Origin of the sequence: Pleurocapsa sp. CCALA 161 (assembly GCF_003003995.1) — a bacterium.
GTDB lineage: Bacteria > Cyanobacteriota > Cyanobacteriia > Cyanobacteriales > Xenococcaceae > Waterburya.
Genome location: NZ_PVWF01000147.1, coordinates 1 through 9,617, shown reverse-complemented (window position 1 = coordinate 9,617; position 9,617 = coordinate 1). Strand labels below are relative to the sequence as shown.

Genomic DNA, 9,617 nt, shown 5'->3' with positions numbered 1-9,617 from the left:
CGGGTAGAAACTAAATGGTATCCATCAGACTTGGCAATTATTGATCGCCAAGCCAAACTATTAAACCTGACTAGAACTGAATACATAGCTAAATGTGTTTTACATAAGCCCATAGAAAAAGCGCATCTTTTCAAGGTTAGTTGGCATACCTACAGAGTTATGAGTGAAATTGCCAGAGAGTTAAAAAGGATTGGCAATAATATCAACCAAATTGCCAAAGTCTTTAATGCTGAAAGATTAGAGGGTGGCAAAGTACCCGAAAATTATCCCTTACCAGAAGAACTAAGTGCAATTAGAAGCTATACCGAACGCATTAACCAAGAGTTGAATCAAATTAGGCTGCTAATAATCGGCAGAAAAAAGAGTGATCGGTAATATTAATACTGGCGGCGACTTCCGAGGACTGGTTAACTATTTATTAGACCCCAGCAAAACTCCTCAAATAATCGATACAAATTTGGCTGGAGGCGATCGCAATACAATGACTTGGGAATTAGATACTTGTGCCAATCAAAGACCGAGTACTAAAAAACCAGTCAAACATATTTCTGTTGGATTTGCCCCTGATGATGGACAGTTAGACCGTGAGACTATAGAAGAAATTGCGATCGCTATAATAAATGGATTGGGTTATGACAACAATCAATATTTAGTAGTACGTCATGGTCGAGTCGATCCAAAACACGATCGCGTCCACGAACACGATCATTTTCACCTCTTGATTAATGCGATTAATTTTGAAGGAAAAAGGGTCGTAGACGGTTATGACAAGAAAAAGTTAGAAAATATCTTAAGACAACAAGAGATCGAACACAGTTTGACTATTGTTGCTTCTTCTGAGCAACGTGAATACAAAGCCTCTACGACTGGTCAAACAAAACGAATGATGCGGGAGGTAGAAGAGTATAAAGTGGGATCTACAACTGAAAGACCAACAGTTCCTCATGCCATAAAAATTCAATCAGGAATAGATTTAGCCAGTCGTGATCGCCCAAGTCTAAGTGTATTTCTGGCTAGACTCCAACGACTCGAAATAGATTCCAAACTAAGAGTCGAAGAAGGAAAAATTACAGGTATTAGTTACAGGCTGCAAGATTTTAAAATAAGAGGATGTAAGCTACATCAAGCTAGCTTTTCGCAACTGTTAGAACATAGAGTGAACTATGATTTTCAGAAGGATATGTTTGCTGTGAATAAAGTAAATCAGAATGAGATAATTGGATTAAAGCCTGAACTTGAAGTGAGTTGGAGTCAGGTAGATATCAAGAATTACGTTCCAAACCAAATAAAACATTTATTAGAGAGAGTTTTTGATGAACAAGAAATACAGGTTGCAAATAATTTCGCTGTTCCCGAAGATAATAGAAAAAATAGAGAATTTGAAGTTGAGTTTTGATCGAAATGAAATGTAGATTTTAATTCTACTTTACATACTCAATTTGATTTGCTGTAATAGTAGTAATAGCAAGCAGTTAATCTAACAGTATTTGGGTAATTTTTTAGAGAAAGCCAATGGCAGATGGGATATATCTAAGAGGTGTAATGAATATTCTGAACCTATCTGAGTCTGCGGTAAACAAACTAGTTGAGGAAGGATACATAGAGTTTACGAGGAAAAGCTCTAAAGGTAAACGAGTGTTCAACAAAGCTTTAGTTCAAAAATTTAAGAACGATCCTGTATACCAATCTCTGAAAAAGCAAACTGTCTTGGTATATCTTCGCTGCGATACCGAAGAACAAGAACGCATGATGAAGCGAAAAGTAGAGCAGTATTGTAAGAAGAATAATTTTAAAGCTAATATTATTGCTCAATTAAACAAAGGTATCAAAGAAATATCTCAGCAGAGCTATAGATTGATAATAAACTACATATTTGAACATACAGGAATTGCGGGATTAATATTTTATGGTCATACAGATGATACCAATGAAATAAAAAAGATTTTTCAAGCTAGAGAAGAAGTATTCAGTTATTGCGTTCAAGATTTAGATATGAACCTTGTCGATAATAAAATATTAGGCTGTTGTTGATGCTAAATAAGGTAGAGACAAATTTATCTAAATAATTTAAGTCGATCCACTTCGTAAAAATCGCCAAATTGCTCTAGTCTAAAATTTCCAAATAACGCTGCAACAAATGTCTGAGCTAAAGTTAAATCATTCAATTGAGCTATTTTTGGTAAAGTATTCACTTTTGGATATAGCTTCAAATGTTGCTCTACTGATTCGATCCAAACTTCAATATTCTCATCATAAGCCAGCGTAAGTATTTCCGACTCAATTAAATCTTCTGTTAGTTCGTCTAAAGCTTCAGTTGCTGATAAAAATTTAATAGACCTAGTTCCCTCTCGCTGATAATCTGCTTTGGGTTGAGGCTGAAGGTATTTGGCTAGAAAAACTGTACTAATGCTCTGCTGAGTAAGTGATGTTATAAAATCACTGAAACTGCGATCAATTTTAGTATCTGTTTCATCAACTTCCGATTGTTGCGACTGTTCTAACAGAGCCTTTGCTTTGTCAAGAATTTGTTCACTGACGAAATAGATAAGTTCTCCAGATCGTCTGAGTTTTACCTCGTCAGAAATAGTGGCAGATTGAATACTGTCTACCTGTTGAATAAGTTGTACAAAGGGATTATCTGACAAAATTATTGCTCCATCGCCACAATAAATTGATTTGCTCGAAATCAGTTCTTAGGCATATTGCTTGTCTCAACAGCATCCTGGACAATCATTAGGATCGAGCCAATAAATTAGTCCGAAGCAATCAATTCCGTATTCTGTTTCTAAATAACTAAGCAACTTTTGAATGTACGCTTCTACCTCTGGTTGTCTAAGTCCTTTAGTATGCTGCGGTAGCATTTGATGGGAGAGCTTATTGCCTTGATATATTTTAAGAGCGATCGCATGAACATATTGATTTTCTTTGCCGTAAATTTCAAGTTCAGCGCGATAGGCTTCGGGTAAGATCGGCTCGATAGTGGCAATACCTTTTTTCCTGGCAGCATAGGCGCGGCGTTTGGCGTTGACCTTGCCAGGATTTCTTAAACGACCTCGCTTAATTCGACAGTTATGACCGACATAGCATTCAGGATGTTTTTCTTTAGCTTCTGCCTCTGTGCGGTAATTCTTGGCGCAGTAAAGACAAGTCGGATTAGGTTTTCTGCCCATCACTCAGATTCAGGATCGATATCATTCACTTTAAAGACAAAACTATTTTTAGAGCAGTATCTACCTTTGCTAAATCCTTTTCACTCAAACTACCCCATTTGCGTGACAGACGAGATTTGGCGATCGCTCTAATTTGTTCGCACTTGATAATACTGTCTTGAGTCAAACCGTTACCATCCGTTGCTTTGACTAAATGATGACTGGGATAAATCTTTTTTTCTGGGGTAAATTTAGTAATTGGCACAACTACTACTATAGGAGAGCTGCGGTTAATTCCATCTCGACTAACTATTACTATCGGTCGCCTCCCAGCTTGCTCTGAATCTTGAGTTGGATCTAAATCTGCCTGATAAATGTCTCCTCTAATCATCGTTGGAGGTCGCTACTTCGAGATCGCTTTGGGTAAACTCTGATTCAATCGCCAACGTCTCGGCTATATAATCTGAATCGCTTGCCATCATTGTAAACTCATTATCGATTAATTCTTCCTTCCTCAGTTCAACCCAATTTTGTAAAGCCTCAATTATAAGCTGATTACGGGTAGCAATTCCTCCGCTACCAACTAGAGCGTCAGCTTCAGCCACTAGAGCATCTGGAATAGTAATAGTAGTACGCATTGATGTTTAAAATGATGTAACTTTTGATATCAATAATTATAGCAAAATAGCTTTGAACGAAGGTAGAAGTGCGAGGGCAGAAAAGTAAGCAGTTTATTTGTTTTTCAGCTTGTTAGTCGAAGAAACTATCAAAGAGGCGGGTGGACAATGCGACTCATATAATAAAGAATGTGGAGTGAGTGTAAGTCTACGTGCGATTCGTTTAGTGGGGAATCACGATATCCAGCCCCAAGCAATTGACGCGAAGCTAATCCCATAAGAGGACAATGTCCTTTAGGGCTTCTAGGGCGTGAGAGGATGTCAAACGTCAAACATTTAGGATTAGGCTTTCTACCCATTGTTTGATTCAAGCGCGAGTTTCATTAAAAGGAGTACCGTGAGCTATTGCTTCAAAATCTCGGTCATCTGGATTATTTATTTAGTAAAGAGAAAACTGTATGAGTACGGGTACTGTAAAGTTCTTCAATGAGGAAAAAGGTTTTGGTTTTATACTTCAAGATGACGGAGGCAAAGATCTTTTTGTTCATGCTTCGGAAATTCAAGGCGATCGCAACACTACCCTGGCGGAGGGACAGAAAGTAGAATACGAAGTCGGACAAGGCAAGAAAGGGCCCTGTGCGGTAAACGTTATTCCAAATTGATCTTGCTGACGAATTTAATATTTTGAGTCTGTTTGATAGAAACTAACATCAAACAGGCTTAACTGTTTTAAATTAAACGCTAACTAACCAGGGTAAGGGCAAAAACAATAGAGCAAAATATCTAGTTGATTAAAAGACATACATGAGAGGAAAAATTATCAAGAGTCAACCAACACTACACTCAAGCTTGGACGATAAATTTTTCAATCCAACTGGCAAGATCTAATTCTGTTAAGTCTCCAGCAGCCAAAGCCAGCATTGTATTTACTGCTTCTGTTGGCTCTACTTTTAATAAGAAACCATTAATCGCCAAGAACATACCAATAGCCAAAAAAGCAGCACGTTTATTACCGTCACTAAAACAAAGGGCTTGCCCGCATGTATGATTTCTGGCAAGTCCATAGGCATATGCCGCAGCTAGTCTAGAAATATTTGTCACCTCTTCATAAACAAAAAGATTTCGCGGACGAGCTAAAGCAGATAAGAACAAACCTTTGTCTCTCATGCCTGAAAGTCCTCCGAATTCGGCAAGACTTTCTCCATGCAACAAACGCAACGCATCCGCATCGATCCAGATTGGCTCACTCACTCAGCTAAAGCTTTAAAAACTTCTCGATTTTGCTTAATAAAAGCACGACCCTGCTTTATCTGGTTTTCTACTTCTGGATTGTATGGACTCACCACGTATCCTTCAGGTGTCTCAACTGCATATAGAGAATCTCCTTTCTCTAACTTCATGCTTTTGAGCATTTCTACAGGGATTACTACCCCTGTAGACGAACCTACCGTAGTTAATTTAAGTGTATACATAGAGCAAAATACCTCAATATTATAACAACTATTATAATAACATTGTTAGTTATAGTATAAGTTGAAAATATCTCTACGAGTTTTCAGTGCTTTGAACATAGTTATTAACACATAAGTTGAAAATAATTAACTCATAAAATGAAAATATCCGAACTAATTCGCGCATAAGATGAAAAAATCTGACAATTGGAAGTAAACCCTGATTGTCTATTCCAAATTTATCAAATTAATATTGTGGTCTTAATGAAGTGAAGCTTACATTCAGGACAATCATCGGCATTAAGCCAGTAAATCAAGCCAAAACAATCGATTCCGTATTCAGTCTTTAAATGAGCTAGCAGTTTGTTGATATACTCTTCAAGCTCAGGCTGTCTGAGTCCCTGCGTGTGCTGGGGTAACATTTGATGAGAAAGTTTATTGCCCTGATAGATCTTGAGAGCGATCGCATGAACAAACTGATTTTCTTTGCCGTAGATTTCCAACTCAGCGCGATATGCTTCAGGGAGAATTGGTGTTATGGTCTTAATTCCTTTTTCTCTGGCACTATTGGCGCGACGTTTAGCATTAACTTTGTTAGCCGATCTTAGACGATAGCGTTTAACACGGCAGTTATGTTCGACATAACACTCGGCGTTTTTTTCTCTTGCCTCGTCTTCGGTGCGGTAATTCTTGGCACAGTATACACATTTAGGATTAGCTTTCCTGCCCATTATCCGAATCAATAAGATCTTTCAGTGAGAGAGGAAATTGCCCTTTTTTAACCATCTTGGCAAAAACACGATAGTATGCGAAGCGGTATCCTTTAGGGCAGTCTTTCTTATCTCCCTCTTTCCTAGGAAAACCCAACCACAAAATAATAATTACCTTTTGTTGTGGAAATACTTTGAAGAAGAGTCGGTAGCGATTTGGCAGCCCCATCTTCTTTAAGCGACTGTATTTATCCAATGGCTTCCTGAGAGCAAAGTACGAACTCTTAGGATCGTTCGGGATCTTTTCTTCAATACCAACGGTAAGAGCCTTAAATAGCTTAACTTGTGGATGTTTGACAAAGTCGTCCGTTGGCAAGCGTGAACGTAAAGACTTTACTAGATGAAGCAATTTCTGCCATTGGTCGTTAAATAACGGATGAAACAAGATAGTCCACCCATTAATCTTCATCGATTTCTACCCCAGCTAACAATTCGTTTGCCTCCTGACTCATATTTTCTGTATATGCCACAAGAGATTCAGGCTCTTCAATAGCAAACTTCATCAAAAAGTCCAGAAACAAACTCATCATCACATCGTCTCTTTCTGACTCAGTTTTCTTAACAGGATTTAGACGAACTAACAACGTATTCTCATCCAAAACTTCAACATGACCGCTAGCACCAACGAGTTCGGGATGATCCTTAGAAAAAGCGCGAGGTAAGCGGTATCCATCTTGATTGCCAATCTTAGCTGGAGAAACTGGATAGTTGTTGTTTGAGTTATCGGACATTAGCGCAAAGTAAAAAAGAGCAATGTTATTACAATTTATTATAACGTCACGAACTTAGATTTAAACTCAAATAGTTTCCAAAGCGGTCGATTGAGAACTATTTGCCAAGCCGAACAACCCTTGAGCCAACGAAGGGACTTAATATGCTGGCCAACCCAAATTAGTCTGGTTAAAGTCAGTTCGTGACAGTCTAGCATTCCACCTAATCTTGGCAGCCAATCTTCTATTCGATCCAAATCTAATTTTTCTTTATAACAATCATTCGAGTAGCGATAAGCTATCTCAATCTGTATAACGTTGTAATCATAGAGGTACTTTCTCAAAGCGATTTCTAGCTGCGTTGATAACAAACAGTTAACAGGTAACAAGCTAGAAAACTCAACGAAGCGGAAAACCATAGCCAAAATAGTATGCCTAGTTGAGTTTTTGCCGAGCGAGTTATCTTCGTGCCATTGAAAGAGATAATTGATGTTATGTTTCCAATCTTTAAAAAAGTCAAACACTAATTCCTCAGAAGAAAGCAATTTTGATTTTGAATTGAATTTAGTCAATATATCTTGAGACATTGCCAGATTCCCTTTGTGACTCAAACAGATTCGGATATCGAATTTTAGAAAGTTCGACAACTGCTCAAACTGCTCGAAAGTTAAACAGAATAATGGATTGTCTTCTCTATAAGTTGCTTTAACTAGTTTCATACATTCAGCGTCACCCCAACATCCAACTCGATAAAGTGCAAAGTTTACCTGGCTATTTGTAGCATTAGTGACTGCCGAGTCGCGAAAATCAAAACCACATTTGCACTTGGTGACACCAGGTCTTGACCATTGGATTTTTTGATGGCATTGAGGGCATTTATTAACCAGGTTACATCTGTGTATGTGGCAAACTCGATTAATGTCAACATCCCATAAAAATCGAGCATAACTTGATTCTTTCAAGCATTTTGGACACAAGTGAGTTGCCTTTTGATTTACTTCATAACTGATGAAATAATGTCCTCTTATAGCTCTGAAAGCTTTTGACTGGAGCAATTTATCATCTATGCCAGTTAATTGACTGAGTTTTGTTACTTTACTACGATCGAGAGCGAATTTTAAAACTCGATTAGCCGAACAACTCACTAGTTGAAGAATCCAGTGGGGGGATTCATAGTAGTTGGCTTCAGACAGACGTAATATATAGCTTGCCAAACTCTCATCATGATAGGGTTGAGGTGTACATAGCAATTTGTACGGTCGTGAGCCAAAATAAAAGTTTACCTCGTCGTCAAAACTGAAGACGCTTTGAGTTTTGCTCTTGTCGAGCGTTCCCTTGCGCCTGTCGGCGGCGCGGGGTCTCGACGCTTTTTTGAAGCAGATCTCAAACGACTGTTGGTTGCTTCAACATGTCCTGAAGAACCTGAATGTGGCTGATAAATTTCAATAAGGTGATTGGGTATGCGCCGTGAGACGACGCACCCCTCACCTTCAAATTCATCGCTCAAGAAAGGATTTACTTTATCTGGTTTATCGGCATGAACGTATTTTTCAAACGCCACAGCCAGTATAGATAGATCCAATTGTTCTTTTTCCTGCTGGAGAGCCAAATAAGTCCCATAACGAATTAGCTTCATTGTGTAAGCGACAACTCCATCGGAAGCATAATAAAATCTTCTGGCTAGATTTAACCCAGATAGATTTGAGTCAGATTCTAACGGTAGCTGAGATTCGATTAAGTGAAGAAAAGTCCGAAACTCTTCTCCACTATCAGAATGCCAATTAAATGGACTCAGACGACATCTATTAGCAAATCTGCGACTCAATTGAGAATGGTCTTTCAGCTTAAGAATCTGTTCGGCTTCAGGCAAACCAATTAGAACAATTGGGAGATTGGTATCCAGAATCAAAGTTTTAAGCCAGTCTGATACCGTCTTGAGTACTTTGGCTGAATCTCGGTCGATAAAATGCTGAAATTCATCTAAGATTATTAGCTGAACTCCGCAATCTCTAATTAGACCGATTAAGCGGATGGTTTGCTTGCCGATAGAGCCTTTTTCGTAGGCAGGATCGCCAAGCTGCCATAGAAGTTTAGAAACTACAGCTTTGACTGTGGCAGGGGAGGGAATAGTTACGGCTAGAATCGGAATCACCGTGCGATCACAGGTGATGTATTGAGGATATTTGCTGGCGTAAGTGTGATAGATAGTAGTCTTGCCTACTCCCGTATGTCCAGATAGAAACAAACATTCTGGCTCGTCTTTGCAGCTAGAGAAATAATGACAGTATTCAATCGCATCTAGAATCTCATCAAATCGAGGATAAGAAATATATGTACTGTTGACTACCTTTAGTCGTTGAGCCAAAGTCATAGACCTAAACTTCGATTTGGTTGATGACATGGTATTTCTCCCAATTTTACTTCGATAAACCTTTAAAAACGCTCCATCCCGACAAATCTGGCTGCCAATTGTCTTCTGCTACTACCTTTGTCTGTTCTGCCTGCTCTGCCAACTCTAATTCTGCTACTTGGATTACTTCTACCTCGTCTATTAATTCTAATTCGCTGTCTTCTGACTGTAGTTCTAGGTTTAAGTCTGCTCTGCTTTTGATAACCTCAACTGAATGAGTCTCTAATTTTGGTAAAATAGAAGGCGTAGCGATTGCTTGTGCTGGGCTCAAGAGTGCACCTTCGCAATTTGAGATTCCATCAAGAGGAGTCGGTTTGTCAACAATCGCTTTTTTAACAGCTTTCTTGTCAAGATTGGCTTGCTTTAGGTTCAATTCAGGTAAAGTTTTTTGCTCTTTTTTGACGACGGATTTTGGGCTTTCAATACCAAGCCATCTAGCCATCGATTGACGAGTTTTGCCTCTTTTGGTTTTTTTCCACTCTCCTTCTACAATTGTTTGAATCTTCTCTT

15 protein-coding genes and 1 pseudogene are annotated in these 9,617 nt (G+C 38.6%); 4 read left to right on the top strand and 12 right to left on the bottom strand.

Annotated features, from left to right (window positions below; all coding sequences use genetic code 11):
• The 3 genes from C7B62_RS22275 to C7B62_RS22265 all read left to right on the top strand — a co-directional run.
• Nucleotides 1-375 (top strand): MobC family plasmid mobilization relaxosome protein (locus C7B62_RS22275; RefSeq protein ID WP_106242574.1); only part of this gene is annotated, 375 nt, incomplete at its 5' end.
• Complete coding sequence (locus C7B62_RS22270; RefSeq protein WP_106242571.1) at nt 365-1,396, top strand: relaxase/mobilization nuclease domain-containing protein; 1,032 nt, start codon at nt 365-367, stop codon at nt 1,394-1,396. The genes C7B62_RS22275 and C7B62_RS22270, both read left to right, overlap by 11 nt.
• 116 nt (nt 1,397-1,512) lie before the next feature.
• Nucleotides 1,513-2,031: a hypothetical protein gene (locus C7B62_RS22265; RefSeq protein ID WP_106242567.1), complete on the top strand. Its 519-nt coding sequence runs from the start codon at nt 1,513-1,515 to the stop codon at nt 2,029-2,031.
• A gap of 23 nt (nt 2,032-2,054) precedes the next feature.
• Here the strand turns inward: C7B62_RS22265 and C7B62_RS22260 are convergent, their stop codons facing one another.
• From C7B62_RS22260 to C7B62_RS22245, 4 genes are all read right to left on the bottom strand, one after another.
• Nucleotides 2,055-2,645: a hypothetical protein gene (locus C7B62_RS22260; protein WP_106242564.1), complete on the bottom strand. Its 591-nt coding sequence runs from the start codon at nt 2,643-2,645 to the stop codon at nt 2,055-2,057.
• 66 nt (nt 2,646-2,711) lie between these two features.
• A complete protein-coding gene (locus C7B62_RS22255) occupies nt 2,712-3,170 on the bottom strand; it encodes a hypothetical protein (RefSeq protein ID WP_106242560.1) in 459 nt (152 codons plus the stop codon).
• A gap of 25 nt (nt 3,171-3,195) precedes the next feature.
• Nucleotides 3,196-3,540: a type II toxin-antitoxin system PemK/MazF family toxin gene (locus C7B62_RS22250; protein ID WP_106242557.1), complete on the bottom strand. Its 345-nt coding sequence runs from the start codon at nt 3,538-3,540 to the stop codon at nt 3,196-3,198.
• On the bottom strand, nt 3,533-3,787 hold the full coding sequence (locus C7B62_RS22245) for a ribbon-helix-helix domain-containing protein (RefSeq protein ID WP_106242553.1): 255 nt from the start codon (nt 3,785-3,787) through the stop codon (nt 3,533-3,535). The genes C7B62_RS22250 and C7B62_RS22245 overlap by 8 nt, the downstream gene beginning before the upstream one ends.
• Nucleotides 3,788-4,224: 437 nt before the next feature.
• Here C7B62_RS22245 and C7B62_RS22240 point away from each other — a divergent pair, with 437 nt between their 5' ends.
• Complete coding sequence (locus tag C7B62_RS22240; protein ID WP_106242550.1) at nt 4,225-4,428, top strand: cold-shock protein; 204 nt, start codon at nt 4,225-4,227, stop codon at nt 4,426-4,428.
• Nucleotides 4,429-4,609: 181 nt separating this feature from the next.
• Here the strand turns inward: C7B62_RS22240 and C7B62_RS22235 are convergent, their stop codons facing one another.
• The 8 genes and pseudogenes from C7B62_RS22235 to C7B62_RS25880 all read right to left on the bottom strand — a co-directional run.
• Nucleotides 4,610-5,017 carry a type II toxin-antitoxin system death-on-curing family toxin gene (locus C7B62_RS22235; RefSeq protein WP_106242547.1) on the bottom strand — a complete coding sequence of 136 codons (408 nt, stop codon included), beginning with the start codon at nt 5,015-5,017 and terminating at the stop codon, nt 4,610-4,612.
• Entirely contained in the window at nt 5,014-5,238 is a 225-nt protein-coding gene (locus C7B62_RS22230) for an AbrB/MazE/SpoVT family DNA-binding domain-containing protein (protein WP_106242543.1), read from the bottom strand. The genes C7B62_RS22235 and C7B62_RS22230 overlap by 4 nt, the downstream gene beginning before the upstream one ends.
• Nucleotides 5,239-5,459: 221 nt before the next feature.
• Nucleotides 5,460-5,960 carry a hypothetical protein gene (locus tag C7B62_RS22225; protein WP_158260729.1) on the bottom strand — a complete coding sequence of 167 codons (501 nt, stop codon included), beginning with the start codon at nt 5,958-5,960 and terminating at the stop codon, nt 5,460-5,462.
• Nucleotides 5,932-6,396: a type II toxin-antitoxin system YhaV family toxin gene (locus C7B62_RS22220; RefSeq protein ID WP_106242537.1), complete on the bottom strand. Its 465-nt coding sequence runs from the start codon at nt 6,394-6,396 to the stop codon at nt 5,932-5,934. The genes C7B62_RS22225 and C7B62_RS22220 overlap by 29 nt, the downstream gene beginning before the upstream one ends.
• Nucleotides 6,386-6,718: a hypothetical protein gene (locus C7B62_RS22215; RefSeq protein WP_106242534.1), complete on the bottom strand. Its 333-nt coding sequence runs from the start codon at nt 6,716-6,718 to the stop codon at nt 6,386-6,388. The genes C7B62_RS22220 and C7B62_RS22215 overlap by 11 nt, the downstream gene beginning before the upstream one ends.
• A 38-nt stretch (nt 6,719-6,756) precedes the next feature.
• Entirely contained in the window at nt 6,757-7,947 is a 1,191-nt protein-coding gene (locus C7B62_RS22210) for a TniQ family protein (RefSeq protein WP_158260728.1), read from the bottom strand.
• Nucleotides 7,948-7,976: 29 nt separating this feature from the next.
• Complete coding sequence (locus C7B62_RS22205) at nt 7,977-9,098, bottom strand: TniB family NTP-binding protein (RefSeq protein WP_199194323.1); 1,122 nt, start codon at nt 9,096-9,098, stop codon at nt 7,977-7,979.
• A gap of 16 nt (nt 9,099-9,114) precedes the next feature.
• Nucleotides 9,115-9,617: pseudogene (locus tag C7B62_RS25880) on the bottom strand (hypothetical protein); the annotation flags it as partial.

Excerpts from the sequence above, each read along its gene's own strand:
- C7B62_RS22205 (WP_199194323.1), bottom strand. The coding sequence starts at position 9,098 with ATGTCATCAACCAAATCGAAGTTTAGGTCTATGACTTTGGCTCAACGA.
- C7B62_RS22245 (WP_106242553.1), bottom strand. The coding sequence starts at position 3,787 with ATGCGTACTACTATTACTATTCCAGATGCTCTAGTGGCTGAAGCTGAC.
- C7B62_RS22215 (WP_106242534.1), bottom strand. The coding sequence starts at position 6,718 with ATGTCCGATAACTCAAACAACAACTATCCAGTTTCTCCAGCTAAGATT.
- C7B62_RS22255 (WP_106242560.1), bottom strand. The coding sequence starts at position 3,170 with ATGGGCAGAAAACCTAATCCGACTTGTCTTTACTGCGCCAAGAATTAC.
- C7B62_RS22220 (WP_106242537.1), bottom strand. The coding sequence starts at position 6,396 with ATGAAGATTAATGGGTGGACTATCTTGTTTCATCCGTTATTTAACGAC.
- C7B62_RS22230 (WP_106242543.1), bottom strand. The coding sequence starts at position 5,238 with ATGTATACACTTAAATTAACTACGGTAGGTTCGTCTACAGGGGTAGTA.
- C7B62_RS22240 (WP_106242550.1), top strand. The coding sequence starts at position 4,225 with ATGAGTACGGGTACTGTAAAGTTCTTCAATGAGGAAAAAGGTTTTGGT.
- C7B62_RS22250 (WP_106242557.1), bottom strand. The coding sequence starts at position 3,540 with ATGATTAGAGGAGACATTTATCAGGCAGATTTAGATCCAACTCAAGAT.
- C7B62_RS22265 (WP_106242567.1), top strand. The coding sequence starts at position 1,513 with ATGGCAGATGGGATATATCTAAGAGGTGTAATGAATATTCTGAACCTA.